The sequence below is a fragment of the Streptomyces sp. NPDC058701 genome (assembly GCF_042715295.1).
In the GTDB taxonomy this organism is placed as follows: Bacteria; Actinomycetota; Actinomycetes; order Streptomycetales; family Streptomycetaceae; genus Streptomyces.
The window spans coordinates 139,260-165,889 of the sequence record NZ_JBHXSY010000005.1 but is presented as its reverse complement, the minus strand read 5'-3'; the positions used below and the strand labels follow the sequence as shown (position 1 = coordinate 165,889).

Annotated in this window: 20 protein-coding genes, 1 pseudogene and 1 riboswitch; of the genes and pseudogenes, 15 read left to right on the top strand and 6 right to left on the bottom strand. The window is 74.5% G+C overall.

The window, feature by feature from the left end; genetic code table 11:
• Nucleotides 1-108: 108 nt before the first annotated feature.
• The 6 genes from ACFWW8_RS07110 to ACFWW8_RS07085 all read left to right on the top strand — a co-directional run bounded on the left by ACFWW8_RS07110 (nt 109) and on the right by ACFWW8_RS07085 (nt 8,395).
• On the top strand, nt 109-1,932 hold the full coding sequence (locus ACFWW8_RS07110) for an AMP-dependent synthetase/ligase (protein WP_386524732.1): 1,824 nt from the start codon (nt 109-111) through the stop codon (nt 1,930-1,932).
• A gap of 113 nt (nt 1,933-2,045) precedes the next feature.
• Entirely contained in the window at nt 2,046-3,311 is a 1,266-nt protein-coding gene (locus ACFWW8_RS07105) for an ABC transporter substrate-binding protein (RefSeq protein WP_386524730.1), read from the top strand.
• Between the two features lie 15 nt (nt 3,312-3,326).
• Nucleotides 3,327-6,227 (top strand): ATP-binding cassette domain-containing protein, encoded by a 2,901-nt coding sequence (locus tag ACFWW8_RS07100; protein WP_386524727.1) that lies wholly within the window; start codon nt 3,327-3,329, stop codon nt 6,225-6,227.
• Complete coding sequence (locus ACFWW8_RS07095) at nt 6,224-6,994, top strand: ABC transporter ATP-binding protein (protein ID WP_386524724.1); 771 nt, start codon at nt 6,224-6,226, stop codon at nt 6,992-6,994. The genes ACFWW8_RS07100 and ACFWW8_RS07095 overlap by 4 nt, the downstream gene beginning before the upstream one ends.
• Nucleotides 6,995-7,106: 112 nt before the next feature.
• Nucleotides 7,107-7,955, top strand: a complete 849-nt coding sequence (locus ACFWW8_RS07090; protein ID WP_386524721.1) for an aldo/keto reductase — start codon at nt 7,107-7,109, stop codon at nt 7,953-7,955.
• 20 nt (nt 7,956-7,975) lie between these two features.
• Nucleotides 7,976-8,395 carry an RICIN domain-containing protein gene (locus ACFWW8_RS07085; RefSeq protein ID WP_386524718.1) on the top strand — a complete coding sequence of 140 codons (420 nt, stop codon included), beginning with the start codon at nt 7,976-7,978 and terminating at the stop codon, nt 8,393-8,395.
• Between the two features lie 194 nt (nt 8,396-8,589).
• Here the strand turns inward: ACFWW8_RS07085 and ACFWW8_RS07080 are convergent, their stop codons facing one another.
• Nucleotides 8,590-8,895 (bottom strand): 4a-hydroxytetrahydrobiopterin dehydratase, encoded by a 306-nt coding sequence (locus tag ACFWW8_RS07080; RefSeq protein WP_386524715.1) that lies wholly within the window; start codon nt 8,893-8,895, stop codon nt 8,590-8,592.
• 181 nt (nt 8,896-9,076) lie between these two features.
• On the opposite strand from ACFWW8_RS07080, the gene ACFWW8_RS07075 reads away from it, so the two are divergent.
• Nucleotides 9,077-9,868, top strand: coding sequence for a helix-turn-helix domain-containing protein (locus ACFWW8_RS07075; RefSeq protein ID WP_386524712.1), 792 nt, complete (start codon nt 9,077-9,079; stop codon nt 9,866-9,868).
• Here ACFWW8_RS07075 and ACFWW8_RS07070 read toward each other — a convergent pair.
• Nucleotides 9,854-10,276, bottom strand: a complete 423-nt coding sequence (locus ACFWW8_RS07070) for a hypothetical protein (protein ID WP_386524709.1) — start codon at nt 10,274-10,276, stop codon at nt 9,854-9,856. The genes ACFWW8_RS07075 and ACFWW8_RS07070 overlap by 15 nt on opposite strands.
• A gap of 376 nt (nt 10,277-10,652) precedes the next feature.
• Between ACFWW8_RS07070 and ACFWW8_RS07065 the strand changes: the two genes are divergently transcribed.
• Nucleotides 10,653-12,812, top strand: a complete 2,160-nt coding sequence (locus ACFWW8_RS07065; RefSeq protein ID WP_386524706.1) for a PIG-L family deacetylase — start codon at nt 10,653-10,655, stop codon at nt 12,810-12,812.
• A gap of 87 nt (nt 12,813-12,899) precedes the next feature.
• Here ACFWW8_RS07065 and ACFWW8_RS07060 read toward each other — a convergent pair whose 3' ends face one another.
• Complete coding sequence (locus ACFWW8_RS07060; protein ID WP_386524704.1) at nt 12,900-14,390, bottom strand: hypothetical protein; 1,491 nt, start codon at nt 14,388-14,390, stop codon at nt 12,900-12,902.
• A gap of 410 nt (nt 14,391-14,800) precedes the next feature.
• Between ACFWW8_RS07060 and ACFWW8_RS07055 the strand changes: the two genes are divergently transcribed.
• The 5 genes from ACFWW8_RS07055 (at nt 14,801) to ACFWW8_RS07035 (ending at nt 21,023) form a co-directional block, all read left to right on the top strand.
• Nucleotides 14,801-16,408 (top strand): hypothetical protein, encoded by a 1,608-nt coding sequence (locus ACFWW8_RS07055; protein WP_386524701.1) that lies wholly within the window; start codon nt 14,801-14,803, stop codon nt 16,406-16,408.
• Between the two features lie 222 nt (nt 16,409-16,630).
• Nucleotides 16,631-17,656 carry a hypothetical protein gene (locus ACFWW8_RS07050; protein ID WP_386524699.1) on the top strand — a complete coding sequence of 342 codons (1,026 nt, stop codon included), beginning with the start codon at nt 16,631-16,633 and terminating at the stop codon, nt 17,654-17,656.
• Nucleotides 17,653-18,219 (top strand): toxin-antitoxin system, toxin component, encoded by a 567-nt coding sequence (locus ACFWW8_RS07045; RefSeq protein WP_386524696.1) that lies wholly within the window; start codon nt 17,653-17,655, stop codon nt 18,217-18,219. Before ACFWW8_RS07050 ends, ACFWW8_RS07045 begins: the two co-directional genes overlap by 4 nt.
• Before the next feature lie 84 nt (nt 18,220-18,303).
• On the top strand, nt 18,304-19,830 hold the full coding sequence (locus tag ACFWW8_RS07040; RefSeq protein ID WP_386524694.1) for an NAD(P)/FAD-dependent oxidoreductase: 1,527 nt from the start codon (nt 18,304-18,306) through the stop codon (nt 19,828-19,830).
• Complete coding sequence (locus ACFWW8_RS07035; RefSeq protein WP_386524691.1) at nt 19,827-21,023, top strand: MAB_1171c family putative transporter; 1,197 nt, start codon at nt 19,827-19,829, stop codon at nt 21,021-21,023. Before ACFWW8_RS07040 ends, ACFWW8_RS07035 begins: the two co-directional genes overlap by 4 nt.
• 83 nt (nt 21,024-21,106) lie before the next feature.
• Here the strand turns inward: ACFWW8_RS07035 and ACFWW8_RS07030 are convergent, their stop codons facing one another.
• A complete protein-coding gene (locus ACFWW8_RS07030; protein ID WP_386525101.1) occupies nt 21,107-21,952 on the bottom strand; it encodes a bifunctional 5,10-methylenetetrahydrofolate dehydrogenase/5,10-methenyltetrahydrofolate cyclohydrolase in 846 nt (281 codons plus the stop codon).
• Between the two features lie 61 nt (nt 21,953-22,013).
• Nucleotides 22,014-22,107: riboswitch (ZMP/ZTP riboswitch) on the bottom strand.
• Nucleotides 22,108-22,197: 90 nt separating this feature from the next.
• Here ACFWW8_RS07030 and ACFWW8_RS07025 point away from each other — a divergent pair.
• Both ACFWW8_RS07025 and ACFWW8_RS07020 read left to right on the top strand, forming a co-directional pair.
• Nucleotides 22,198-22,959 carry a class I SAM-dependent methyltransferase gene (locus ACFWW8_RS07025; RefSeq protein ID WP_386524688.1) on the top strand — a complete coding sequence of 254 codons (762 nt, stop codon included), beginning with the start codon at nt 22,198-22,200 and terminating at the stop codon, nt 22,957-22,959.
• 215 nt (nt 22,960-23,174) lie between these two features.
• Entirely contained in the window at nt 23,175-24,761 is a 1,587-nt protein-coding gene (locus ACFWW8_RS07020) for an RNA polymerase sigma factor (RefSeq protein WP_386524686.1), read from the top strand.
• Here ACFWW8_RS07020 and ACFWW8_RS07015 read toward each other — a convergent pair.
• Both ACFWW8_RS07015 and ACFWW8_RS07010 read right to left on the bottom strand, forming a co-directional pair.
• Nucleotides 24,749-25,171, bottom strand: a pseudogene (locus ACFWW8_RS07015) (hypothetical protein); the annotation flags it as partial. The gene ACFWW8_RS07020 and the pseudogene ACFWW8_RS07015 overlap by 13 nt on opposite strands.
• A gap of 13 nt (nt 25,172-25,184) precedes the next feature.
• Complete coding sequence (locus ACFWW8_RS07010; protein ID WP_386524683.1) at nt 25,185-26,627, bottom strand: amino acid permease; 1,443 nt, start codon at nt 26,625-26,627, stop codon at nt 25,185-25,187.
• Between the last annotated feature and the right edge of the window lie 3 nt (nt 26,628-26,630).

Sequence of the window (26,630 nt, the reverse complement as noted above, 5' to 3'; positions counted from 1 at the left end):
CCCACCCCCCGCGCCCCCTGCGGAGGTCTTGTGGAGGTGTTCGGCGGCTGATCAACTGCCGACAGGCGTGGGGTAGCGTCGCCGCGCTGTGCGGAGAGGAGCGGGGCCTTGCGCGAGTTCACCGTCCCACCCGCCGTCACGGGCCCGCCCGTAGGCGGCCTGGCCGACGTCGTCTTCCAGTACGCACACCAGGACCCGGGCCGCGTCGTGCTCGGCCGCAAGACGGGCGGCGAGTGGAGGGACGTGACCTCCGGCGCGCTGGCGGCCGAGGTGCTCGCCCTGGCCAAGGGCCTGCTGGCCCAGGGCGTGCGGTTCGGGGACCGGGTCGCGCTGATGTCCCGTACCCGGTACGAGTGGACGCTCTTCGACTTCGCGCTGTGGTCCATCGGGGCGCAGCCGGTCCCCGTCTACCCCTCCTCCTCCACCGAGCAGGTGCACTGGATCCTGGAGGACTCCGGCTGCGTGGCCTGCGTCGTGGAGAACGAGGACCAGGCCATGACCGTGGGTTCGGCCGTCGACCGGCTGCCCGGTCTGCGGCGGCTGTGGCAGCTCGACGCCGGTGCGCTGGAGGCGCTCGTCGCCGACGGGCGGGGGGTCGCGGAGGACGTGGTGCACCGGCACCGGGGCGCGGTGACGCCCGACGCCGTCGCCACCGTGATCTACACCTCCGGGACCACCGGCCGGCCCAAGGGGTGCGTGCTCACCCACGCCAACTTCATGTACGAGGCCGACACGATGGTGAGCCGCTGGGAGTCGGTCTTCCAGGCCGGTCCGGGCGAGCGGCCGTCCACGCTGCTGTTCCTGCCGCTGGCCCACGTCTTCGGGCGGATGGTGGAGGTGGCGGCCGTGCGGTCGCGGGTCAAGCTCGGGCACCAGCCGGTGCTGGCGGCCGCCGAACTGCTGCCGGACCTGGCCGCGTTCCGGCCGACGTTCGTGCTGGGGGTGCCGCACGTCTTCGAGAAGGTGTTCGCGGCGGCCCGGCGCAAGGCGGAGGTGGAGGGGCGCCGGGGTCCCTTCGACCGGGCGGTGGAGACGGCCGTACGGTACGCGGAGGCGCGCGAGGCGAAGGCGTTCGGAACCGGACCGGGGCCGTCGGCGGGGCTGCGCGTGCAGCACCAGCTCTTCGAGAAGCTGGTGTACGGGAAGGTCCGCGAGGCGATGGGCGGCCGGGTGCGGCACGCCATGTCGGGCGGGTCGGCCATGTCACGGCGGCTCGGGCTGTTCTTCGACGGCGCAGGGATCACGGTGTTCGAGGGGTACGGGCTGACCGAGTCGAGCGCGGCGGCCACCGCGAACCCGCCGGGGGCGACGAAGTACGGCACGGTCGGCCCGCCGATCCCGGGCAGTACCGTGCACATCGCCGACGACGGGGAGGTGTGGCTGCACGGCGGCCACGTGTTCTCCGGGTACCTGAACGATCCGCGGGCGTCGGAGGCGGTGCTGCGCGGCGGGTGGCTGGCGACCGGGGACCTGGGGCGGCTGGACGAGGACGGCTACCTCACCATCACCGGGCGCAAGAAGGAGATCCTGGTGACCTCCAACGGCAAGAGCGTCTCGCCCACCGCCCTGGAGGAGCGGGTGCGTTCGCATCCGCTGGTGTCGCAGTGCGTGCTGGTGGGCAACGACCGGCCGTACATCGCGGCCCTGGTCACCCTGGACGCGGAGGGCATCGCGCACTGGCTGTCGATGCGCGGCCTGGCGCAGCGGCCGCCCTCGGACCTGGTGCACGACCCGGAGCTGACCGCGGAGGTCCGCCGGGCGGTGGTGGCCGCCAACACCCTGGTCTCGCAGGCGGAGGCGATCCGGACGTTCCGGGTGCTGCCGGGGCAGTTCACCGAGGAGCTCGGCCTGATGACGCCCTCGCTGAAGCTGAAGCGGCGGGCGATCGAGGAGGCGTTCGCGTCGGAGGTGGCCGCGCTGTACCGGGCGTGAGCATCGCGACGCGGCGACCATCTGACGGACCGTCACTTTGCTTCGTCCATTATGTTGACGATCCGTCAGCTCGCCCACAGAATGCGGGGATCCCGACCGGAGGGAACCCCTCGATGTTGCGACCGATCCGCACCCTGGCCGCCGCGGCGGTGGCTCTCGCGCTCGTCTCCGCCTGCAACTCCGCCGCCACCCCCGACACGGCGGCTCCCGGCGCGTCCGGCGGGACCTCCCGCGGCGTCACCGCGGACTCGATCAAGGTCGGCGGCATCGTGTCGATGACCACCGCCAGCGGCTACAGCAAGAAGGACACCGACCTCGGGGCCAAGGCCCGCTACACGAGGGCCAACGCCGAGGGAGGGGTCAACGGCCGGAAGATCGACTACCTCGGGGCGGAGGACGACGGCCAGGACCCGGCGAAGAACATGGCGGCCGCCCGCAAACTCGTCCAGCAGGACAAGGTCTTCGCGGTCTCCCCCATGAGCTCGGTGACCTTCTCCGGCGCCGACTTCCTGGAGCAGGAGAAGGTCCCCACCTTCGGCTGGGGCACCCTGCCCTCCTTCTGCGGGCCCAAGTACATCTACGGCTTCAACGGCTGCCTGGTCCCCTCCCCCGGCGGCACCCTCAACCAGACGTGGCCCGAGGGCATCGGCCGGGTGCTCGGCGGGGCCGCCGGCAAGTCGGTGGCGGTCATCGCGAACGACAGCGACGCCGGGAAGTTCGGCATCCGCACCTTCCAGCAGGGTTTCGCCGGCGCCGGGTTCACCGTCGCGTACGCCAAGGCCTCCGTGCCCGCCACCGCCGTCCCGAGCGACTGGTCCGCGTACGTCAAGGAGATCATGGAGAGCAACGGCGGCAAGGCGCCCGACGCCGTCGTCTCCGTCATGCAGACGCCCAACAACATCGGGCTGTTCACCGCGCTCAAGCGGGCCGGCTACAAGGGCCTGATCTCCGACCCCACGGACTACGACCCCGGCCTGCTCGCCAAGGAGGCCACCAAGCAGGCCCTCGACGGGGTGCACGTCCTGCTCCAGTTCGAGCCCTTCGAGTCGGACAACCCGAAGATGGCGCAGTTCAAGGCCGACATCAAGGCGGCGGCGGGCGGCCAGGACCCGCCGCCCCTGAACATGCACATGCTCACCGGCTACATGTCGGCCGACCTCTTCCTGTCCATCGCGCAGAAGGCGGGCAGGGACCTGACCGTCGAGTCCTTCCAGACCGCCGCGCAGGGCTTCTCCGACACCGGCTCGCTCGTCGGCGACCGCGCGGAGCCCAAGGGGCAGAAGGACAGCTTCGGCTGCGGGGCGCTCGTCCAGCTGAAGGACGGCACGTACAGGGTGTCCGTCCCCTTCACGTGCTACGAACCCGTCCCCTTCTCGTAGGGGACGGGCAGCCGCATGGGAGATCTGCTCGTCTTCGTGCTGAGCGGTCTGGTCTCCGGCGCCCTGTACGCGCTGCTGGCCACCGGGCTCGTCCTGTCGTACTCGGCGTCCGGGCTGTTCAACTTCGCCCACGGGGCCACCGCCTACCTGTGCGCGCTGACCTTCTACGAACTGCACTCCGGGCTGGGCTGGCCGGCCGTACCGGCCGCGCTGCTGGTGGTGTTCGTGCTGGCGCCGGGGCTCGGGTGGGGGCTGGACCGGCTGATGTTCCGCCGTCTCGCACGGGTCGGCGAGACCGCGCAGATCGTCGCGACCATCGGACTGCTGGTCGCACTGCCTGCCGCCGGGCTGTGGGCGGTGGAGCTGCTCGCGGACGCGGGCGCGCCCGTCAAGCCGGCGGAGAACCAGTTCGGGCTGCCGGGCGTGGGGCCGAGCCCCGCGGTCTCCTGGCAGCTCGCCGAGGGGGTCGGCATCGACTCCGACCAGCTGATCACCTGGGTGGTGACGGCGCTGGTGGCGGTGGCCCTGTGGGTGCTCATGCGGCACACGCGGCTGGGGCTGCGGCTGCGGGCGGCCGTCGACAACCGCTCGCTGACGGAACTGCGCGGGATCAGCGCCGACCGGCTCTCGTCGGTGGCGTGGATGATCGCGTCCGGGCTGGCCGGGCTGGCGGGCGTACTGGCGACGCCGCTGCTGGGGCTCTCCGCGCACGACTTCACGCTGTTCCTGTTCGTGTCGGCGACGGCCGCGGTCATCGGGCGGTTCGCGTCGGTGCCGCTGGCGTTCGCCGGCGGGCTCGGCCTGGGCGTGCTGCAGAACCTCGTCGCCGGGTACGCCTCCTTCGCCGAGGACATCACCGGGCTGCGCACGGCGGTGCCCTTCCTCATCCTGTTCGGCGGGCTGCTGGTCCTGACCCGCAGGGCCCGGACCGCGGGGACCGCGGCCGTGGACGCGCCGCCGGTGGACCATCTGGCCGGGGCATCGTGGGCGCGGCGCTGGGGCGGGTGGGCGGCGGGAGCCGTGCTGCTGGGCACGGCGTTCTACACGGTGACGACGCCGTTCTGGAGCGGGCTGCTGGCCCAGGGACTGGCGATCGCGCTGGTGTTCACGTCCTTCACGGTGGTGACCGGGCTCGGCGCGATGGTGTCCCTGGCCCAGGGCACCTTCGTCACGGGGGCCGCGCTGGTGGCCGGGCTGCTCATGAGCCGCGGCTGGCCGTTCGTGGCCGCTCTGGCGGTGGGCACCTGCGTGGCCGCGGTGCTGGGGGCGCTGGTCGCACTGCCCGCACTGCGGCTGGGGGGCCGCTCCCTGGCCCTGGCCACGCTGGCGCTGGCGTTCCTCGCCGACCAGGTGCTGTTCCAGCTGCGGTGGCTGCGCAACGGGGACGCGGGGTGGTCGATCCCCCGGCCGGTGTTCGGGCCGGTGGACCTCTCCGACGACCGGGCGCTGGGAGTGGCCCTGGTCGTCCTGGTCGCGGCGGTCGCGGCGGGGCTGGGCGCGCTGCGGAACTCGCCGTCCGGGAGGGCGATGCTGGCCGTCCGGTCGGCTCCGGCGGCGGCGATGGCCTCGGGGGTGTCGGTGCTGCGGACGAAGCTGCTGATGTTCACCCTGTCGGCGGGGCTGGCCGGGTTCGGGGGCGTGCTGTACGCCTCGTACAACACCCGGATCACCGCGACCGACTTCACGGCGATGACGGGGCTGGTGTGGCTGGCCGTGGTGGTGGCGGCCGGGGTGCGCAGGCCGCAGTACGCGGTGGTGGCGGGGCTGGTGTTCGCCGTCGCGCCGCGGCTGCTGGCGGACTACGTGACGGAGTCGGCCCACCTGCCGGTGATCCTGTTCGGCCTGGCCGGGCTGGCGCTCGCGAACGATCCGGACGGCTACTGCGCCGCGCTTCCGGTGCGGTGGGCGCGAAGGCGGGCCGCGGGCACCGGCCGGGTCGGAGCGAAGCGGGCGGACGAGGTGGCGTGGGCGGACGGGACGCCGCGGGCGGCCGGGACGCCGCAGGCGGACGGACCGGAGCGGGCGGACGAGGTGCCGGAGCCAAACGGGACACCGCAGGCGGACGGGACGGGGCAGGCGGACGGACCCGCGGACCGGGCGGCGGCCGACCGGGCAGGCCGGACCGGGCCGGCGGGCATCTCCGCGGTCCCGCGTCCCGGCCCGGGTCCGGGCTCCGGCGCCCCGGTCCCCGCCCCCCGCCCGGCGGCGTCGCCGGCCGCGGCGCACCCCGCGCTGGAGTTGCGCGGGGTCACCGCCGGGTACGACGGCGGGCTCGTCCTGCACGGGGTGGACCTCGTGGTCCGGCGTGGCGAGATCCTCGCCGTCCTCGGCCCCAACGGGGCGGGGAAGAGCACCGCCTGCAAGGTGGCCGCCGGACTGCTGCCCGCCGCGGGCGGGAGCGTGCGGGTGGCCGGGCGGGACGCGACCCGGGACGGGCCCGTGCGCCGGTCCCGGGCCGGGGTGCTGCTCGCCCCCGAGGGCCGGGGGATCTTCCCCGCGCTCACCATCGAGGAGAACCTCGCGCTGTACCTCCCGGACCCCGGCGCCCGGACCGCCGTCTACGACCGCTTCCCCCGCCTCGGGGAGCGGCGCGGGATCGCCGCCGGGTCCCTGTCCGGCGGGGAGCAGCAGATGCTGGCGCTGGCACCGCTGCTGCAGCGGCCGCCCGAGGTGCTGATCGCCGACGAGCCCTCGCTCGGGCTGGCCCCGCGGGTCGTGGAGGAGGTGTACGCGCTGCTGGCCGAGCTCCGCGGGGCCGGGACGGCACTGCTGCTGGTGGAGGAGAAGGCGGCCGGGATCCTCGGGATCGCGGACACGGTCGCGTACCTCGCGCAGGGCCGGGTCTCCTGGTGCGGCCCGCGCGCCGAGGTGGAGGCGGACCGGCTCACCGAGGCCTACCTGGGGATGGCGACATGAGCGGTGACGTGTTCCGGGCGGTGGGCGTCAGCGTCCGGTTCGGCGGTGTCCGGGCCCTGACCGGGGTGGACCTCGGCGTCCGGGCCGGGGAGGTGTGCGGGCTGATCGGGCCGAACGGGGCCGGCAAGACCACCCTGTTCGACGTGCTGTCCGGCATCCGGCGGCCCGACCGGGGGCGGATCCTGCTCGACGGCGCCGACATCACCCGGCGCTCCCCCGTCTGGCGGGCCCGGCACGGGATGCGCCGGACCTTCCAGCGCCAGCAGCTCTTCGGGCAGCTCAGCGTGGCCGAGAACGTGCTGGTGGCGCAGGAGTGGCGGGGCGGCGGGGGCGGGATCGCCGCCGACCTGCTGGCCTTCCCCGCCCGGCGGGCCAGGGAGCGGGAGCGCCGGGCCCGGGGCGAACGGGTGCTGGCGGGCTGCGGGATCGGCGCGCTCGGCGCCTCGTACGCGGGCGGGCTGCCCGTCGGTCAGGCCCGGATGGTGGAGCTGGCCCGCGCGGTGGCCGACCCGCCGCGGGTGCTGCTGCTGGACGAGCCCGCGTCGGGCATGTCGGCGCCCGAGCGCGAGCGGCTCGCGGCGGTGATCCGGCGCCTCGCGCGGGAGGACCGCTGTGCGGTGCTGCTGGTCGAGCACAACGTGGCGTTCGTGATGGACCTGTGCACGCGGGTGGTGGTCCTGGACCTCGGGACGGTGCTGGCCGAGGGGACCGCGGCCGAGGTGCGGGCCGACCCGTCGGTGCGGGAGGCGTACCTGGGGTCCTCCTGACGGGGGTCCGGCCGTGCGGAGGGGGCCTCCGCGTGGCGGGAATACGTCGTACGGGAGGGCGGTTGCCGCCCCCGTACGACGCAACCGAACCGACGCGAGGGAACGGCCAGACGTGAACCAGGTCCCCACCATCAAGCTCGACAACGGCACGCTCATGCCCCAGCTCGGCTACGGCGTGTGGCAGGTGCCGGACGAGGAGGCGGAGCAGGCCGTCGCCACGGCGCTGGAAGCGGGCTACCGCAGTGTCGACACGGCGGCCGTCTACGGCAACGAGGCGGGAACCGGCAGGGCCCTCGCGGGCTCCGGCGTACCGCGCGGGGAGCTGTTCGTCACGACCAAGCTGTGGAACGACCCGTCGCGGACGTGGGGACGCGACGAGGTGCTCCGCGCCTTCGACGACTCGCTGGCGAAGCTGGGCCTGGACCACGTCGACCTGTACCTGATCCACTGGCCGCGCCCGATGCGCGACGACTTCCTCGCCATCTGGAAGACCTTCGAGGAGCTCGCGGAGAGCGGCCGCGCCAAGGCCGTCGGCGTGTCGAACTTCCGCCCGGCGGACCTGGACCGGCTCGCCGCGGAGAGCGCGCTGCTGCCCGCCGTGAACCAGATCGAGCTGCACCCGCTGTTCCCGCAGACCGAGCTGCGCGCCCTGCACGCGGAGCGCGGGATCGTCACCGAGGCCTGGTCCCCGCTGGGCCAGGGCAAGGAGCTGCTGACGCTGCCGACGGTGGCCGAGATCGCCGCCCGGCACGGGCGCTCCGCCGCGCAGGTCGTACTGCGCTGGCACCTCCAGCACGGGAACGTCGTGATCCCCAAGTCGGTGACCCCGGCCCGGATCCGGGAGAACCTGGACGTGTTCGGCTTCGAGCTGGACGCCGAGGACGTCGCGGCGCTGGACGCGCTGGGCGCGGGCGCGGCGGGCCGCCGGATCGGGCCGGACCCGTCCGTCTTCGACGCCTGAGGGCCGGGGGGATCGCGCGCGTGAACGTCCCGGACGGGACCTATCAGGTCCGCAACGTCGCCAGCGGACTCCTGCTCCAAGTGGAGGCCGGCAACCGGGTGGTGGTCGCGCCCGACGGCCCGGTGCCGGAGGCGGCGCGGTGGGAGGTCTCGCCCGTGCACGCGGGCGGGGGCCTGTTCCACGTCGTGAGCGTCCACAACGGCAGGCGGCTGGACGTGGCGAACGCCTCGACGGAGAGCGGCGCCCGCGTCCAGGTGTGGAGGGCGAACGCCTTCGGGGCGCAGGAGTGGCTGGTCGAGGAGCACCTCGACGCTCCCGGCGTCGTCTCGCTGGTCGCCGCCATCAGCGGTCTCCCGCTGGAGGCGGACCCGGAGGGCCGGGCCCGCCAGTGCGAGGACACCGACTCGCCGGGCCAGTGGTGGCGGCTGGAGCGGGTGTGACGGCGGCGGCCGGGCGGTGACGCCGCCGGTTCCGCGGCCCGGGTCCGGGAAGGGTGCGGGTGGACGCCGGGAGGAGGCCGAGGAACGCCGTGGCGCCGGCCCCCGCCCTCGGGGGGCCGCCGCGGGTGGCGTCGTAGGCCTCGGCCTCGGCGTCGTGGTCGAGCAGGGACCGGGCTGTCGGCCGCCGGGCCGGATCAGCTCGCGCCGTGGGCCGGGGCGAGGGACTCGACCCGTTCCGCGAGTGCGAAGTCGGTTTCGGTGACGGCGCCGCCGGCATCGTGGCTGTTGACCGACACGCGGACGGTGTCGTAGCCGAGCGTCAGGTCCGAGTGGTGGTTCAACTCGTCCTGGACGGCGGCGATGTGGGCGACCAGGGCGCTCGCGGCGACGTGCGTGCCCAGCCGGTAGGTGCGGATGATGCGGTCGTCCTCAAAGGCCCAGCCCGGGAGTTCCCGCAGCCGGTCCTCGATCTCCTTCTGCGACAGCGGCTCACTCGGCATCGGGCGGCTCCTTCTCCTCATGACGGGGTGTCAAGGTTCCCACAGCGTGCGCCGCGGCGCCCCTTTCCCGCCGTGGTGCGCCGGGGTGCCCTTCTGTCTTCCGAGCACCGGCGCGCCGGCTCGGTCCGCCGCACGTGTTCGCCCTCGGGTGAGGGCGGCGGTGCTCGGCTACCGTCGGGGCATGACGACGACGACCGGCGTGGGTGCGCTGTTGCGGACGTGGCGGGAGCGGCGCGGCATCAGCCAGCTGGAGCTGGCGGGCCGCGCCGAATCCTCGTCCCGGCACATCAGCTTCGTGGAGAACGGCAGGTCGCGGCCGAGCGAGGAGATGGTGCTGCGGCTCGCGGACCACCTCGACGTGCCGGTGCGCGACCGCAACGCACTGCTCGTGGCGGCCGGTTACGCGCCCCGGTACGCGCACACCCCGCTCGACGCCCCCGCGATGGCCGCTCTGCGCGAGGGGCTGGAGCGGCTGCTGACCGGCTACGAGCCGTACCCGGCCCTGATCGTGGACGGGACGTACACGGTGGTGGCGGCCAACCGGGGCATCGCGATGCTGCTGGAGGGCCTGCCGGAGCACCTGCTGACGCCGCCGCTGAACGCGATGCGGATCACCCTGCACCCGGAGGGTCTCGCGCCGCGGATCCACAACTTCGCCGAGTGGCGCGGTCACCTGCTGGCCCAGATGGAACGGCAGATCGCGCTGGCCCGCTCGCGGGAGCTGCGGGAGCTGTACGAGGAGGTGTCGGCGTACCCGGTGCAGGACCGGCCGGGCGACGCGGAGCCGACGGAGGCCGTCGCGTACGTCGCCCTGCCGCTCGTGATCGAGCACGACGGGCGCCTGCTGTCCTTCGTGTCGTCCATCTCCACCTTCAACACCCCGATGGACGTCACCGTCGCCGAGCTGGCCATCGAGACGATGCTCCCGGCCGACCCGGCGACGGCCAAGTACCTTCGTTCACTGGAGAGCTGACCCGGACCGCAGCGCCAGCTGCTGGAGCACGGCGAACGAGGCGACGGTGGCGGCCTGCGCCGGGATCCACACCAGGCCGGCCGCGGTGGGCGAGAACCAGACGACCAGCGCCACGAGGCTCAGGGCGGCCCAGGCGTAGTTCACCTCGACGACCAGCCGTACCGCGAGGCGGGGCGGCTGCCGCCGCGAGGCCAGCCATCCGACGCCGGCGCCGTACAGGGCCAGCAGGACCCCCAGACCGAGGAGCAGCCCCTGCCCGACGCCGAGCAGCCGTCCGATCGCGGCGGGGAAGGCCAGGTAGGCGACTCCGTTGGCGGTGGTGACCACGGCGTCGAGCGCGAGGAACCGGCGCAGCGCGACCTGCGGCTCGGGGGTGCGGGCGATGGTGCCGAGCAGGGTTGCGGACATGGCGGATCAGCCTCCGTCGAGGGGGGGGACGCACGGTTCGGGTGCGGGCCCCGGAGCCGAGTGCGCGACCCCGGAACCCGCACCCCCACTCTGCGCCGCCCCACCCGCCCGGTCGATTACCCGCCAGGTAAGGGTGGTGGTCCCGCGCCCCGGGGCTCGCCCCGGCAGCCACCCGGGCAACTCGTACCGAATGGGGCATCTCGACTAAATCGTGCATTCAATTTGATTTCGTTTCATATGCCGCTTGATGCTGTGTCAGCCACGAAAGCGTGGGGCACAATCGACCCCGGTCGCCTCCGGAAGCGGTGGAGCCCCAGGGCGCCGACCCGCCCCCTCAGCGGAATTTCGCACCGGACCGATCCTCAAGGCGTTCTCGATGTACCTGGCCAGCCGCACCCGCCTCGCGGCCCTGCTCGCCGCGCTCGCCGTCGGCGCCACCGGCGTGACCACCTGGGCCCACGGGCGCGATGGCGCGCCGGAGCCGACCGCGCTCGGGGCGGCGCTGCGCCCGAGTGTGACCGAGGGCACGGTCGTCCAGGTCGTCGCGCACCCCGACGACGACCTGTTCTTCATGAACCCCGACCTGAGCCGCTCCATATCCACCGGCGTCGAGGTCGCCACCGTCTACCTCACCTCCGGCGAGTCCGACGGCCGCAACGAGGCCCACAGCCCGCACCTGGAGGACCCCGCGGGCCCCGCCGACCGCGCCGCCTACGCGGAGGCCCGGCAGAACGGCATACGGGCCGCCTACGCGGAGATGGCCACCGGGGACCGCGCCGGCGCCTGGCGGCGTTCGGCCGTCCCCACCGTCGGCGGAGGCAGCGCGGAGGTGGACGTCCTCGTCGCGAAGCCCCAGGTCAGCCTGGTGTGGATGCAGTTGCGCGAGGCCCGCAGCATCTCCGACGACAATCCGGACAGCCTGCGCGGCCTGTGGGACGGCAGGGTCCCCGCCCTGGGCTCCCAGCTGACGTCCGGGACGCCGGTCGGGGCGCCGTTCTCGTACACGAGGGAACAGGCCGTCGAGGCGATCGCGGGCATCTTCGCGCGGTACCGGCCGACGACGATACGGACCCAGGACCCGACGCCGGGCCGGTCACCGGGCGGCGCGTTCCTCGACCACCAGGACCACGTGTACGGCGCCCGCTTCGTGCAGGCCGCGGCCGAGCGCTACGCCCGGTCGAACGGGACGGAGTCCGGGCGCGACGGCCTCGCCGGCCGGCCGCACTTCTCCGTCCAGAACTACGTGAGCTACCCGAACAGCTCCCTGCCGCCGACGCTCGGCCCGCAGGCGGCCGAGGAGAAGCTCGGCTACCTCAAGACCTACGCCTGGACGGACCACCGGGACTGGTGCGGCAGTCCCGCCGGCTGCGGCGACCGCAAGACCGCGACCCGGCCCACCGGCGCCGGATGGAACCAGGCCATCCGCTACAGCCGGGGCGAGGGCACCTCCTGGCTGACCGAGGGCGTCGCCGGCCGGTTGTGGGCCGTCGCCGTCCTGGACGGCCGGATGGCGTACTGGACGCGCGGCGGCCCCGGGTCCCCGTGGCAGGGGCCCCGGTTCCTGAACGGCGCGGGCCTCGACGCGGGTGCGACGGCGGCCCGGCTCCCCGACGGCAGGATCGCCGTCTTCGGCACCCGCACCACCCTGGGCGCCACGCCCCAGGAGTACGGGCGCTCAGTCGTGTACGCCGTCCAGGCGGCGCCCGACGGGCCCTTCGGCCCGTGGCAGTCCCTGGGCACCCCCGACACGAAGGACATACCCGGCACTTCGGCCATCAGCGCACCGGCGGTCGCCGTGGACCCGGCGGGCCGGCTGACGGTGTACGTGCGCGACTCCGCACGCACCCTGCGCGCCCGCGCACAGGCCGCCCCGGACGGCCCCTTCGGCGCGTGGCAGGCCCTGGGCGGCACCGGACTGCGGGGTGACCCGGTCACGGCCACCGACTCCTCGGGGCGGCGCCACGTCTACGCGGCCACGGCCCGGAGCGTCGTGGCCTGGGTGCGGCCGGAACCGGACGCCCCCCTGCGCGGCCCGTTCCCCACCGGGCTTCCGGCCATCACCGGCCCGCTCTCGGCGCACGCGCGGGGCGGCGGGGTCGGGCTGTACTTCCGTCAGCCGGGCACCGGCGCCGTCGGTGTGACCCTGGCCACGGCCGACGGGCCCGCACCGGTGTTCTCCCCGGTCACCGAGGAGGGCGGCGAGGGCGGTTACGGCGCCGTCGGCGTCGCGGGCCACCTGCTGACGGGCCGTGCGGGCACGGGCACGGTCGGCCTGTCGGCGGGCGGCCCCGGCGGCGCACCGCCCTGGTCCGAGTCCCGGATGCTCTACACGGGCGCACCGGCGGCCGTGGCGCAGCCCGACGGCACGGCCGTCGCCGCCGCCCTCGGCCTGGACGCCGCCCTGCACGTCACGACGGCTCCCCCGGCCGGGTCCGCACCGGTCGGCGGCCTCCCGCCGTCCTCCCCGTGGCACGGCGCGGTACCGCCCTCGACGCTCGCGCAGGCCGCGCGCGCCGTCTCCGGGTCGCATCGCTGACCGTCGGCCCGGCGGGGCCGGTGACGGGGCGGCCCGCCGTCCCCGCCGCGGGGGCGGGTCCCGTCCGGGCCGCCGCGGGTGCGGCCGTCACTGCGGCGGGGGCGGTGTCGGGAGCGGCGTGCCGTCGAGGGCCACGAGGGCCAGGACGGCGATCGAGCCCGTCCACGCGAGGGGCGCGACCGAGGACGGCCTGCCCCGCCTGTCCACCTTCTCCGGCAGCTCGCCGAGCGAGTTCTGCTTGGACAGGACCCACTCCAGGACCGGTCGCGCCTTCCCGTGCTTCCCCGACGCGGCCCAGGCGAGGGCGAAGAAGGCCGTACTGGGCGTCCAGGCGCTCCCGCCCCACGGCGCCGCGGGGTCGTTCCCGGGGGTCAGCCCCCCGCTGGGCAGGAGCAGCGCCCGGTACGTGGCGTCCAGCGCGCGGGGCAGGTCCGCGGGGGCCGCGTTGAAGGGCGGCGCCATGAACGCCACCGCGCTGTCGTGGCCGTGCCGGCCGTCGGCGGTGCGCTGGTAGCCCACGGGGGCGAAGCGGGCGGCGATCCCCGCGGAGAGCCGCCGCGCGGCGGTGGACCAGCGCGCGGCCTCGGCCGGCCGGTCCGCCTCACGCGCGAGGTCCGCGGCGGCGTTGAGCCCGGCGAGCAGGGGCGCCGCGGTACCGATGTTCGCGGCGGGCGTCGTCAGCTCCCAGTAGTCGGGGGAGGCCGGGGGCAGTCCGTCCGCCCGCAGGGAGCCCGCGGCGTGGTCGGCGGCCTTGCGGACCATCGGGTAGAGGGCGGCCAGCCGGACCGTACGGGTGGCCGGCGGGGCGGTGCGGTACCACTGCCAGGCGGCCCAGGGCACCCAGCCGTCGGCATCGAGCTGCCGGCGCCGGCCGTCGGGCGGGCCCGTTCCGTCGAGCTTCGTCCGCGCCTCCCAGGTGCCGTCCGCGCGCTGGGTCGCGGCGCTGTAGCGCAGGATCCGGTACGCCTCGGCGTCGTGGCCGGTGTGCGCGAACGCGGCGGAAGCGAAGCTGGAGTCGCGCGGCCAGGAGTACTTCCAGCCCGGGCTCCACCCGGCGGCCATGGCACCGTTCGGCCGGAGCAGCGCGCGCATGGCCAGGAGCGCCCGCTCGGCGGCGGTGCGCTGGGCCGGCGTACGGCCCGGGACCCGGCCGGAGGCCAGCCAGTCGCGGCTCCGGGCGATCTGCCACCACGCCGGCAGGTGGTCGGCGGCGACCACGGCCGACGCGGTCCGGTCGGCCGGAAGGTACATGAGGCGGCCGGAGGCCAGCCGCAGGACATTGCTGCCCGGGACGTAGCGGGCGCCCTCGGCGACGGACGCCGGGACCCCTTCGGCGGCGGTCGTGTTGGACAGGACGCCGACGGTGGGGACGGCCTGCACCGCCTCGGGCCCGTAGAGGCGGGCCGCCCCGCGTCCGGCCGCGCCCCGGTCGTGGTGGCCCTCGGGTCGCAGGAGCGCCGACCGCGCCGGGCCGGTGTCCCGCCCCGCGGACGGCGGCCCCGCGGTGCACACGGGGACGGCGGCGCACGCCAGGGCCGCCGTGACGGCCGCCCATCGGGCGAGCAGGACACCGGGCACCGACACTCCCTCCGCCGGGTCCGCGCGGCAGGCCGACCTGGAGTCCCCATCCTGGGAGACCGGTACGGAGGCCGCCACGGATGGCCCGCCGCCCGGGTGAGGGACGCGCTCCCCGGGCCGGGCGGGTCCGGGAGATCCGGGCGGGTCCGGGAGATCCGGGCGGGTCCAGGAGATCCGGGCGGGTCCAGGAGATCCGGGCGGATCCGGGAGATCCGGGCGGGTCCGAAAAGTACCGACAAGTGCCGAGAAGCCGGGGAGCCCGCCGCCCGGTGCCCGGCCTGGCCCACCCCCGGATGCCGGGGGTGTCGGGCCGTGTGCATCATGGGTGTTCGACGGGCCGTGCGATTACCGCCGTCGGTGGGGCGCACCGGCCGCCCCTCCGGCCGGGCCCCACGGCGAAGGAATGGTGGATGACCACTGCTGCGGTCGAGGACGAGGACGAGGGCGTCCGAGCCCCTTCAGCCGGGAAGGGCCGGCGCACCGGCCGCCGAGCCCCGCTGCGCGGAATCCTCCCGGTGGCCGGGGCGGCGCTCGTCGCCGCGGCCGGCGCCCTGACGGCCGTCGGCTGCTTCCTCGGCCTGTACGTGCGGCCCACGTCCGACGACTGGTGCGCCGCCTGGAAGGCCCGGGACATGGGGGTCCTCGGCATCACGGCGGACTTCTACTCGACCCAGAACGGCAGGATCGCCAACGCCTTCCTGAGCGGCGTCGTGTACGGCGACGGACTGGCCGGGACGAAGGTCCTGCCGACGTTGATCGTCATCTCCTTCACCATCGGACTGGTCCTGCTCGGGCGGCACTTCGCCCGCTTCCTGGGCGGCAGGCCCCCGGTCCTCGTGCTGACCGCCTGCGCCCTGGTCGTGCAGGCACTGCTGTACTTCGCGGGCACCCGCAGCTACCAGGTGCTGTTGTGGGCCCCCGCCACGATCTCCCACACCGTGCCGAGCGTCATCGGCGTGTGGGCACTGCTGCTGGCCGTCCGGACGGTCGGCCATCCCCGCGCGGGCGTCCGTACGGCCGGATGCGTCTCGGGGTTCCTCATCGCCTTCGCGCTCGGCACGCTGAGCGAGCCGTTCGCGCTCGTCAGCGGGCTCCTCGCCGCCCTGGTCGGAGTGCTCTGCCTGCCCCGCCTGGGGCTGGCCCGCACCCGGCGCCCCCTCGTCTGGTGCCTGCTCTGGTGCTCCGGTCTCCTCTGCGGCCTGGTCGTGCTCTACACCTCCCCGGGCGCCCGCTGGCGGCGGGCCCAGCAGCCGGAGAAGGAGCCGCTGCTCTCCGCGGGCGAACTCAGGGGCACCGTCCGGGACTGGCTGTACATGTGGGACACCGTCAGCGGCCGGTGGGCCTACCTCGGAGCCGTCGCCGTGGGCGTCCTCCTCGGCCTGGCGATCCGGCGCCGCGGAAGCGGGCCCGGGAAGCGGTCCGAACGGTCCGAGCCGGGAGAGCGGGGCGAGAAGGCGGGGCGGGCCGCGGGCGACCGGCGGCGGACCGTGCCGCGCACCACGCTCGCCGCCCTGCTGCTGCTCCCGGTGCCCGTGGTGGTGCTGGGGTCGCTTGCGGTGGTGGTGGGCCTGCGCAGCGGGTACGGCCCGAGCGGGTGGACGTACGCCCGTACCTGGACGAGCTACCTGGTGCCGATGGAACTGGCGCTGTGCGGGTACGGCGCCCTGCTGGGCGCGTGGGCCGCCCGGTGGCTGCCGGGCCGGCTCGGCCGGCGCACCGCCGAAGCGGTCCTGGCGGGCGGCGCCGTCGTCGCGGCCTGCCTGGCGATGGCCTCCGTCGCCGTACTGGTCCCGGACGTCCAGCGGCTGACGACCGCCACCGTCACCCGTTCCGTGGCCTGGGACGCCCAGAACGCCCGCATCCGCGAAGAAGCGGCCCGGGGCGCCGCGGACGTGGGCTACCGGCCCCTGCACATCGGCAACCTCGCCGAGCCCTTCTTCACCGGGAGTTACGAGCGGGACTGGGTCGCCGCCTGCGTGGTGCAGTGGTACGGCGTCGACCGGATCCACCGCGACTGATCCGCGGCCCGGAACGCGGAGCGCGGAACGAGGAGCCGGGGAAGGGGACGCGGAGGGGGCGGAAGGTCGGGCAGGGCGGGTCGGCAAACGGGCGCGCCGCAACGTTCCTTGAGTCGGAGATCAGGAAACGTTGGGGTTTTCCTGGTTCCGCCCGGGGCGGGCGGCTAGGCTTCACACAGCCAGACCGCTCGAACGCCCTGTCGACTTACGGAGCATCAGCCGGTGCCAGACCCCGCCCGACCCGACCTCGCCGCCCGCTGGCGCCGCGTCGGGGAACTGGCGCGGCGACGCGGACCCGGCGCGCGCGACCCGCTGGACGCGGAGCGGCTGAGCCACCTCAGTGGCGTCGAACCCGCCCGCATCCCGGGGGTGGTGGCGGGCACCGCGCCCGCGACGCCGCTGGAGCGGCGCGTGCACCAGCGGTTCCTGCGGCTGCGCGCCACCCGCCTCGACAAGCACGGCCGGGAGTGGCCGCTCGCCGCCATCGCCGAGGACTTCGACGCGCCCGGCGCCTCCCTCGGCCCGCTCAACGCGGGCACCGGGCTGCCCCGGCTGGGCCACGCGGCGGGCGTACAGCGGTTCTTCGGGGTGCACGCCGGCTTCCTGCTGGCCGACGCCAAGAGCGCGGTGGAACGGGCCCTGGCCCTGTCCGGTGCCGCCGCCCCCGAAGGCCCCGACGGGCTGGCGCGCCTCTCGTACCTGACCGGGATCACCCCCGGGGACATCCGCCTCACCCTCGACGGCCGGCCGCCTCGGATCCCGTTGAAGGAGCAGGTGCACCAGCGGTTCGAGCACCTGCGGCGCACGCGTTTACGGGAGGACGGGCACCCCCACTCCCTCTCCGCCATCGCCCGGTCCTTCGACGCGTCCGGCCAGTCGCTGACCCGCCTCGCCCAGGGGGAGGGACTGCCGAACCTGGCGGCGGCCGCGGGGATCCAGCGGTTCTACGGCGTGGACGGCGGCTTCCTGCTGGCCGAGGACACCGAGGCGCTGGCCACCGCGCTCACCGCGATCGAGCACGAACTGCGCTGCGCGGAGCGGCCGGAGGAGAACCCGCTGCTCGCCGTCCTGCGGGCGCACGACGTACGGAGCATCGTCGCGCGGGCCGGCCGGCTCTCCCCCCGGGGCTGGAAGTCCCTCGCCGACCACCTGGACGACCTGCTGGCGCGTGAGGGGCAGCTCGGCCGGCCCGCCGGGGACGACGCGCCCGCGGCCGGCGGCAGAACCGCCGAGGGGGAAGCACCATGAGGACCACACGGGCGATGCGCAGGCTCGGCCGCGAACTGCTCGCGGGCGCGCGGCTGGCGCCGCCCACCGACGCCGGCGGGATCATCGGTGGACTGTGCGCCGCTTACGGGCGGCGCCGCGGCAGCGGCCGGAAGGTCGACTTCCGGTTCGCCTCCTTCCCCCCGGACACGGCCAGCGGCCTGTGGCTGGACATGGACGAGCGCGACCTCCTCGTCATCGAGGAGCGCACCCGGCCCGAGCACCAGCTGGTCATCGCCTGCCACGAGTTGTGGCACCTGGACGAGGGCACCTGCGACCGTCACGGGCCGGGCCCGGCGGTCGCCGCGCGGCGGACCGGGCACCACGGCGGCCTGGAGGAACTGCTGCGCGGGGAGACGGGGTTGAGCACCGCCGTCCGGCACGTCGCCGCCCGGGCCGACCGGGGGGACCCGGCGGAGATCCGGGCCGAGATCTTCGGGCTGCACCTCGGCAAGATCCTCAAGCCGTACCTGCCGCCACCCCGGGAAGAGCAGTTCCCCGAGGCGATCGAGCGCATCAAGACCTCGCTCGGCTGGGGCCGCTGAGCGTCACCCCCGTGACCTCGGCCGCCCCGCGCCGCACCCTTCGCGCCGATGCCTCCGCACGGCCCTGACAGAGAGCACCACACGATGACCCAGTCTTCTCCGCCCCGCCGCGCCGTCGTCATCGGCGGCAGCATGGCGGGCCTCCTCGCGGCCGCCGTCCTCGCCGAGCACGCGACGGTCACGATCATCGACGCGGACACCTTCCCGGACAGCCCCGCACCGCGCCGCGGGCTCCCCCAAGGCCGGCACGTGCACGTCATGTGGTCCGGCGGTGCGCGCGCGATCGAGGAGATACTGCCGGGCATCACCGGCGACTGGACGGCGGCGGGCGCGATCCGCCGCAGCCTCCCCACCGACCTGGTCACCAAGACCGCCCAGGGCTGGATCCCCCGGTACGGCGAGAAGCAGTTCAACGTCTCGTGCAGCCGCGACCTCCTGGACTCGGTGGTCCGCTCCCGGGTGAACGCCCTGGAAGGCGTCACCACCCTGGAGCGGAGCCGGGTCCGGAGCCTGGAGGGCACGGCCGCCCGCGTCACCGGCGTACGCGTCGACACGCCGGACGAGGAGGGCGCGCTGATCAGCGCCGACCTCGTGGTCGACGCCAGCGGGCGCGGCTCCCGGGCCCGCACCTGGCTGCGGGAGCTCGGCGCGGGCGACATCAGACAGGCCGAGGTCGACTCCGGCCTGGTCTACGCGACACGGATCTTCGAGGCACCCGCCGGAGCCCACGCGCTGGGCTTCCCCATCGTCAACGTGCAGTCCGACCCCCGCGTGCCCGTCCCGGGCCAGACGGCCACGATCGTGCCCATCGAGAACGGCCAGTGGCAGGCCACCCTCTCGGGTACCCGGGGCGGCCAGCCCACCGGCGACCCCGAGCAGTTCATCCCGTTCGCCAAGAGCATCCGGGACCCGATCGTCGGGGAACTCCTGGAAGGGCGCGAGCCCCTCACGGACGTGGCCGTCACCCAGGGCACCGCCAACCGGCGGGTGTACTTCGAGAAGGCCGACCTGCCCGACGGGTTCTTCGCCGTCGGCGACTCGGTCGCCACCTTCAACCCGCTGTACGGGCAGGGCATGACGGTCGCCGCCAAGGGGCTGCTGGCCGTCCGCGCCCTGCTCCGCGCCAAGGGGCTCTCCCACCCCGGCTTCGGCCGCGAGGCGCAGCGGGCGATCGCCCCGCAGGTGGGCACCGCGTGGGAGCTGGCCACCTCGCAGGACATCCTCTACCCGGGCGCCACGGGCGTGAAGCCGCGCGCCGGCACCGGGGCGCTCAACGCGTACGTCAGCCGGTTGATGACCGGCGCGACCACCCGCGAGGCGCTGACCGCGGCCTTCCTCCAGGTCATCACGATGAGCAGCGCGCCGACGCACTGGCTGAGCCCGTCGGTGGTCTGGCAGGTCCTGCGGGCCTCGGACCGGGGCGCGCTGAAGGCTCCGCCGCTGACCGCGGCCGAACGCACCGTGGCCGGGCTCGACCGCGGGGCCGCGGGGTCCCGGAGCGCCGGGACCGCGCCCACCGCCGTCACCGGGCCCGTTCCCGATCCCGAACCCGGGGCGGGTGAGGCGGCCGGTCAGGCGGACCCCGCCGACCCCGTCGGCCGGGCCCGATGACGGACGGTGTCATCCTCTACGCGCCGGGCGCGGTGCTGAGCCTGGTCCTGCTCGTCAAACTGCCGACGCTGCGCCGGGGCTGGGACCAGCCGCTGATGCGGGCCGTGTGCGCGCTGCTGCTGGTCGGCTGCCTGGTCATGGTCCTTGCGGCGCCGCCGACGATCGCCGCGGTCAACCGCCTCACCGGCGTGGTCAACTTCTCGGCCCCGCTGGTGTTCGGCACGCTGACCGCCTTCTCCGGGTCGTGCGTCGTCCTGGTGCTGCACTGGGCCGGCGGTCCGCCGGCGGCGGTGCGGCGCGCCACCCGGCTGACCGTGGCCGTGTTCGGCACCGTCACCCTGCTGATCGTGGTCCTGTTCGTGATCGGCGACGCCCCGGTGGAACGCCTCCGGGACCTGGACACGTACTACGCGAACACCCCGTGGATCCGGGAGATGATCGTCTGCTACCTGCTGGCGCACACCGTGGGCACCTCGGCGCTGACCGGGCTGTGCGGGATGTGGCTGCGGCACGCCGACACCTCGCTGCGCCCGCTGCGCACCGGTCTGGCCCTGATCGTCCTGGGCGGGCTGCTGGACCTGGGCTACAACGCGGCGAAGTGGGCGGCGCTCTGCGCCCGCTGGACCGGCCGCGACTGGGACCGGCTGTCCACGGACCTGGCGCCGCCACTGGCCTCGGCGGCGGCGTTGATGGTGGGCTCCGGCTTCATCGTGCCGCTGATCGGCGGGTCCGCGGCCTGGCGGGACTTCAGCCAGTACCGGCGGCTGCACCCGCTGTGGCAGGAGCTGCGCCACTTCGCGGCGTCCCAGGTCCGGACGGTCCCGATGGCCTGGTGGTCGCCGGCCGGCATCCGGCTGATTCACCGCGAGTCCGTGATCGACGACGGGATCCTGGCCCTCGCGCGCTGGTTCGATCCCGCCGTCCGGTGCGCCGCGTACCGGGCCGCGCGCGCCCAGGGCCTCGGCGAGGAGCGGGCCGCCGTCGTCGCGGACGCGGCGGTGCTCGCCGCCGCCAGCCGCGGCCGGGCCGCCGGGGAGGACCCGCACCCGGAGCCGTACCGGCTGGACTGCCAGGCCCTGACGGACCTGGCGCGGGAGTTCCGCTGCTCCCCCGTCGTCGCGGCCGTCCGGGGCCGCGACGGGGCCGCACAGGCCCGTCCGGGGCGTCTCAGGCCGTCCCGGCCGCCCCCGTGAGCGCCCGGCCCGCGGGGTTGCCCCCGGATGCGGAACGCCCCGGACCGAAGGGCCCGGGGCGTTTGCCGTGCGCGCGGAACGGGTCAGAGGTCCGCGAGGTCCAGCCCGGCCTGCTCGGCGGCCGCCCGTACGGTCTGCTCCAGCAGGACGGCGATGGTCATCGGGCCGACCCCGCCGGGCACCGGAGTGATCAGCGAGGCGACGGCGGCGGCCGACGCGAAGTGGACGTCGCCGACGTTGCCCTCGTTGTACCCGGCGTCCAGGACCACGGCGCCCGGCTTGATGTCCTCGCCCCGGATGAACTCGGCCTTCCCGACGGCGGCGACCAGCACGTCCGCCTGGCGCACGATCGAGGGGAGGTCGACAGTGCGGGAGTGGCAGTAGGTGACGGTGGCGTTGCGCTCCAGCAGCAGCATTCCGGCCGGCTTGCCCAGGATCGCGCTGCGGCCGACGACGACGGCGTGCTTGCCGGTGAGGTCGACGTCGTAGGCCTCCAGCAGGCGCATGATGCCGCCGGGGGTGCAGGAGACGAAGCCCGGCAGACCGAAGCCCATGGCGGCGAAGGAGTGCATGGTGACCCCGTCGACGTCCTTGCCGGGCGCGATGGCCTCGAAGGCGGCGCGCTCGTCGATGTGGTGCGGGACGGGGTGCTGGAGCAGGATGCCGCTGACCTCGGGGTCCGCGGAGAGCGCGGTGAGGGCGGCCACCAGCTCCTCGGTGGTGGTCCCGGCCGGCAGCTCCACGTGGCGGGAGGTGATGCCGGCCTTGGCACAGCGGTTCTGCTTCATGCGGACGTACGTCACCGACGCGGGGTCCTCGCCGACCAGCACGGTCGCGAGGCACGGCGCGGTGCCGGTGCGGGCGGTGATCGCGGCCGCGAGTTCGGCGGTCCGCTCCGAGATGCGGCGGGCGAGTGCGGTGCCGTCCATGAGCTGGGCACTTGCGGTCTGGGCAGTCGTCACGGGGTCTCCTGAACGTCGCTGCGGGATAGCGGTTCGCCCAGGCGCGCGGCAGTCGGCGCACACGTGTACGCCGGGCCGCTCCCCGGTGGTGATCCACCCGAACGCCAGTCACGGCCCGGCGCCCACTGTAGTCGACGTACCCGGTGGTTCCCCGGTCCGCGCAGTCGGGATACCCGGTGGTTCTCCGGTCCGCGGCCTGGGACGATCGAGGCATGACGCGCACTTTCGACCATCTTGTCGCCGAGGCCGAATCCGTCTCGGTGGACGGCTGGGACTTCTCGTGGCTCGACGGCAGGGCCACGGAACAGCGCCCCTCATGGGGCTACCAGCGGCTCGTGGGCGAGCGGCTGACCCGGGTGGGGTCCGTCCTCGACATCCAGACCGGCGGTGGCGAGGTGCTCGCCGGGGCAGGCCCGCTGCCCCCGCTGACGGTGGCCACCGAGTCCTGGCCGCCCAACATCCGGAAGGCGACGCAGCTGCTGCACCCGCTGGGCGCGGCGGTGGTCGCGGACGCCGACGAGCCGCCGCTGCCGTTCGGCGACGAGGCCTTCGAGCTGGTGACCAGCCGGCATCCGGTGACCGTCTGGTGGGACGAGATCGCGCGGGTCCTGAAGCCGGGCGGCACGTACCTCTCCCAGCAGGTCGGTCCGGCGAGTGTCTTCGAACTCGTCGAGTTCTTCCTCGGCCCGCAGCCGGAGGAGATCCGGCGCGGCCGGCACCCCGACGACGCGGTCGCTTCCGCCACGGGGGCGGGCCTCGAAATCGTCGAGCTGCGCTCCGAACGGCTGCGGACGGAGTTCCACGACATCGGAGCCGTGATCTACTTTCTGCGGAAGGTGATCTGGATGGTGCCCGGCTTCACGGTCGGGCAGTACCGGGACCGCTTGCGCGAGCTGCACGAACAGATCGAAAGCAACGGCCCGTTCGTCGCGCAGACCGCCCGCTTCCTGATCGAAGCCCGCAAAACGGGCTGACGAAAAGGGCGGACGGATCCCCGCCGGATCGGTTGCGCGGCCACAGCGTGGCGCAGGTCACTCAATTCAGCGCGTAACGAATCGACTCGGGCATGCGATGAACCGACAGGTGTCCTCGCGCGGCCCCGGAATACAGACCCCCCTCGGGTCTGTTTCCCGAGTTCGCGCGATGATGTCCCGCCCACCCCTTATTTGTTCGCAACGAGAGGCTCCTTGTGTCGCTCAGCCCGTCCCGTACGTTCCCTCCGGAGATCGCCGAATCGGAGGCCCTCGTCGCGCTCGTCGAGCGCGGCCGCGAGCAGGGTCACATCAACGGTGACGACGTGCGCCAGGCCTTCGAGGCCGGTCGCATCCCGGTGGACCAGTGGAAGCGGGTCCTGCGCAGCCTGAACCAGGTCCTGGACGAGGAGGGTGTCGCCCTTCACGTCAGCGCGGCCCCCGCCACGAAGGCCGCGGCCAAGAAGCCCCGCAAGGCGGCCGCCGCCCCGGCACGCGCCGTGACCAAGAAGGCGGCCGCCCCGCCCCGCCCCATCGGCGCGCGCAAGACCTCGGCCAGCGCGGCCGCGGCCACCGCTGCGGCGATATCCGCTTCGCCGGCCGCCGCGACCGAGGACGAGGTGACGGCGGACGCCGCCGCCGAGCCGAAGAAGCGCACGGTCAAGAAGGCCGCCGCCAAGAAGACGGCCGTGAAGAAGACGGCCGCGGCCGCCAAGAAGACCGGTGCCAAGGACGCCGACGAGGGCGAGACCCCCGCCGTCGGCGAGGACTGGGCGGCCGAGGACCTCGCCGACGAGGCCGAGGAGGAGACCCCCAAGCCCGGCGGCACCGCGGGCTTCGTCCTGTCCGACGACGACGAGGACGACGCCCCGGCGCAGACGGTCATGGTGGCCGGTGCCACCGCCGACCCCGTCAAGGACTACCTGAAGCTGATCGGCAAGGTGCCGCTCCTCAACGCCGAGCAGGAGGTCGAGCTCGCCAAGCGCATCGAGGCGGGCCTGTTCTCCGAGTACAAGCTCGAAGAGGAGGAGGACCACAAGCCCGCCTTCAAGCGCGAGCTGGAGATCCTCGTCGCGGACGGCCGCCGGGCGAAGAACCACCTGCTGGAGGCCAACCTCCGCCTCGTGGTCTCCCTCGCCAAGCGCTACACCGGCCGCGGCATGCTCTTCCTGGACCTGATCCAGGAGGGCAACGTCGGCCTGATCCGCGCCGTGGAGAAGTTCGACTACACCAAGGGCTTCAAGTTCTCCACGTACGCGACCTGGTGGATCCGGCAGGCGATCACGCGTGCCATGGCCGACCAGTCCCGTACGATCCGCATCCCCGTGCACATGGTCGAGATCATCAACAAGCTCGCCCGCGTGCAGCGCCAGATGCTCCAGGACCTGGGCCGGGAGCCCACTCCGGAGGAGCTGGGCAAGGAACTCGACATGACCCCCGAGAAGGTCATCGAGGTCCAGAAGTACGGCCGCGAGCCGATCTCCCTGCACACCCCCCTGGGTGAGGAGGGCGACAGCGAGTTCGGCGACCTCATCGAGGACTCCGAGGCGGTCGTGCCCGCGGACGCGGTGTCCTTCACGTTCCTCCAGGAGCAGCTCCAGTCGATCCTGGGCACGCTCTCGGAGCGCGAGGCGGGCGTGGTCTCCATGCGCTACGGCCTCAACGACGGCCAGCCGAAGACGCTGGACGAGATCGGCCGCGTGTACGGGGTCACCCGTGAGCGCATCCGCCAGATCGAGTCCAAGACCATGTCGAAGCTGCGCCACCCGTCGCGCTCGCAGGTGCTGCGCGACTACCTCGACTGAGTCGGCCCGGCCTCCCGGGCCGGCCGGAAGACCGGCCCGGGGAGTGAAGGCAGGGAGGCGCCCTGCGGAACCAGGAAGGCGTGCTCGCGCCGGATCCGCAGGGTGTCGCCCTGTCCGTCCGTGACCACCAGCACCGGGGCGCCGGGTGAGAAGTCCCCCGCCCGCTGCAGCAGGTCGATCGCCGGCTGCAGGGCGGTGCCGCCGCGTCCCCGGACCCGTACCCGGCCCGCGATCTCCGCCGGGTGGCCGCGCTCCCCCGCCTCGTGCAGGTCGAAGCCTTGGACCAGGCAGCACCGGTAGAACCCGCCGAGGTCGGTGTACGGGCGCTGCGCGCCGTGCGCGAGCGGCTCGCCCAGGACGTCCCCGGAACCCTTCCCGCGCAGCATCGTGCGCCGCCGTGCGCGGCGGACCGGCGGCCCCCTGTCAGACCGCGGTGGCCGGGCGCCGTCTCCGGGCCGACATCACGGCGTACACGAGGACTCCGGCGAACAGGAAGAGCACCCCCTGGTAGACCGCGGCGTACCCGGAGCCCGCCACCAGCCACAGCGAGAAGCCGAAGGCCAGGCCGGCGAGGGCGGTGTCGCGGGCCAGGCGGCCTCGGTGCACGCGCTCGGACTGGCCGGAGAGCAGGAAGTAGATCTGCGCGGCGGCGGACAGCAGGTAGGGGACGGTCGCCGTGAAGGTCGTGACCAGGACCAGGACCTCGAAGACGCCCTGCGGGCCGGCGGCGTGGTGGTAGACGGTCAGGGCCGAGGCGAGGGTGACCGTGACGAGGACTCCGGTCACCGGGACGCCGCGCCTGCGCTTCGCGAACACCTCGGGGAACAGCCCGTCCTTGGCTGCGGCGTACGGGGTCTGCGCGCTGAGCAGGGTCCAGCCGTTCAGGGCGCCGACCATCGAGACCACGGCGGCGCAGGCCACCAGCGTGCCGCCCCAGGTGCCGCCGAACATGGCGTTGACCGCGTCGGTGAAAGGGGCCTGGGAGGTGACCAGGGTGTCGTGGGCGACCAGGCCGAAGACGGAGAGGGTGCCCAGGAGGTAGACGGTGGCGGCTCCGACGGTGCCGAGGATCGTGGCCCGGCCGACGTTGCGGGCCGGGTCGCGGACCTCGCCGGCGCTCACGGCGGCGGACTCGACGCCCAGGTAGCTGAAGAGCAGGATCGCCGCCGAGGCCGAGACGGCGCCGGCCGCGCTCTGGTCGGTGGCCCGGAAGGGGCCGAGGTGGGCGGGGTCGAAGAAGAAGAGCCCGCCCACGGCGACGAGCAGCAGCGGGGCGAACTTCATTACGGTGGAGACCAGTTGGACGGCGCCCACGTAGCGCGTGCCCGCGAGGTTGGCGAGGGCCGGGAGCCACTGTACGGCCAGGGCGGCCAGGCACATGGACCACGCGTGCGCGCCGACCGCCGGGAACAGCACGGAGAGGTAGCCGACGGCCGCGACCGCCAGCGCCGCGTTGGAGACCCAGGTGGTGATCCAGTAGCTCCAGGCGGCGAGGAAGCCCGCGAAGTCGCCGAACGCGGCCCGGGCGTAGACGTACGGGCCGCCGGTCCGCGGATGGCGCCGGGCGAGGCGGCCGAAGACGAGGGCGAGGGCGATCGCACCGACGGTGAGCACGGCGAAGGCGACCAGGCTGATGGTGCCGAACGGGGCGACCGCGGCGGGGAGGAGGAAGATCCCGCCCCCGATGATGTTGCCCATGACCAGGCAGGTGGCGACGGGGAGGCCGAACCGCCGGGCGTGCCGGTCCCCCTGCGGGCCGGGCTCCGGGGCGGCGGGGCCCGCGGCGGCGGGGCCCGCGGCGGCTCCCCGGGGCGCGCTGTCCTGCGGGGTGTCGCCCCGGGGTGCTGGGGTTGCGGTGCTGGTCATCGG

Bases quoted from the DNA above. Each gene is read 5' to 3' on its own strand.
- ACFWW8_RS07070 (WP_386524709.1), bottom strand. From the start codon at position 10,276: ATGTCCGCAACCCTGCTCGGCACCATCGCCCGCACCCCCGAGCCGCAG.
- ACFWW8_RS07030 (WP_386525101.1), bottom strand. From the start codon at position 21,952: ATGGACGGCACCGCACTCGCCCGCCGCATCTCGGAGCGGACCGCCGAA.
- ACFWW8_RS07105 (WP_386524730.1), top strand. From the start codon at position 2,046: ATGTTGCGACCGATCCGCACCCTGGCCGCCGCGGCGGTGGCTCTCGCG.
- ACFWW8_RS07095 (WP_386524724.1), top strand. From the start codon at position 6,224: ATGAGCGGTGACGTGTTCCGGGCGGTGGGCGTCAGCGTCCGGTTCGGC.
- ACFWW8_RS07045 (WP_386524696.1), top strand. From the start codon at position 17,653: ATGAGGACCACACGGGCGATGCGCAGGCTCGGCCGCGAACTGCTCGCG.
- ACFWW8_RS07025 (WP_386524688.1), top strand. From the start codon at position 22,198: ATGACGCGCACTTTCGACCATCTTGTCGCCGAGGCCGAATCCGTCTCG.
- ACFWW8_RS07065 (WP_386524706.1), top strand. From the start codon at position 10,653: ATGTACCTGGCCAGCCGCACCCGCCTCGCGGCCCTGCTCGCCGCGCTC.
- ACFWW8_RS07080 (WP_386524715.1), bottom strand. From the start codon at position 8,895: ATGCCGAGTGAGCCGCTGTCGCAGAAGGAGATCGAGGACCGGCTGCGG.
- ACFWW8_RS07075 (WP_386524712.1), top strand. From the start codon at position 9,077: ATGACGACGACGACCGGCGTGGGTGCGCTGTTGCGGACGTGGCGGGAG.
- ACFWW8_RS07040 (WP_386524694.1), top strand. From the start codon at position 18,304: ATGACCCAGTCTTCTCCGCCCCGCCGCGCCGTCGTCATCGGCGGCAGC.
- ACFWW8_RS07035 (WP_386524691.1), top strand. From the start codon at position 19,827: ATGACGGACGGTGTCATCCTCTACGCGCCGGGCGCGGTGCTGAGCCTG.
- ACFWW8_RS07055 (WP_386524701.1), top strand. From the start codon at position 14,801: ATGACCACTGCTGCGGTCGAGGACGAGGACGAGGGCGTCCGAGCCCCT.
- ACFWW8_RS07010 (WP_386524683.1), bottom strand. From the start codon at position 26,627: ATGACCAGCACCGCAACCCCAGCACCCCGGGGCGACACCCCGCAGGAC.
- ACFWW8_RS07100 (WP_386524727.1), top strand. From the start codon at position 3,327: ATGGGAGATCTGCTCGTCTTCGTGCTGAGCGGTCTGGTCTCCGGCGCC.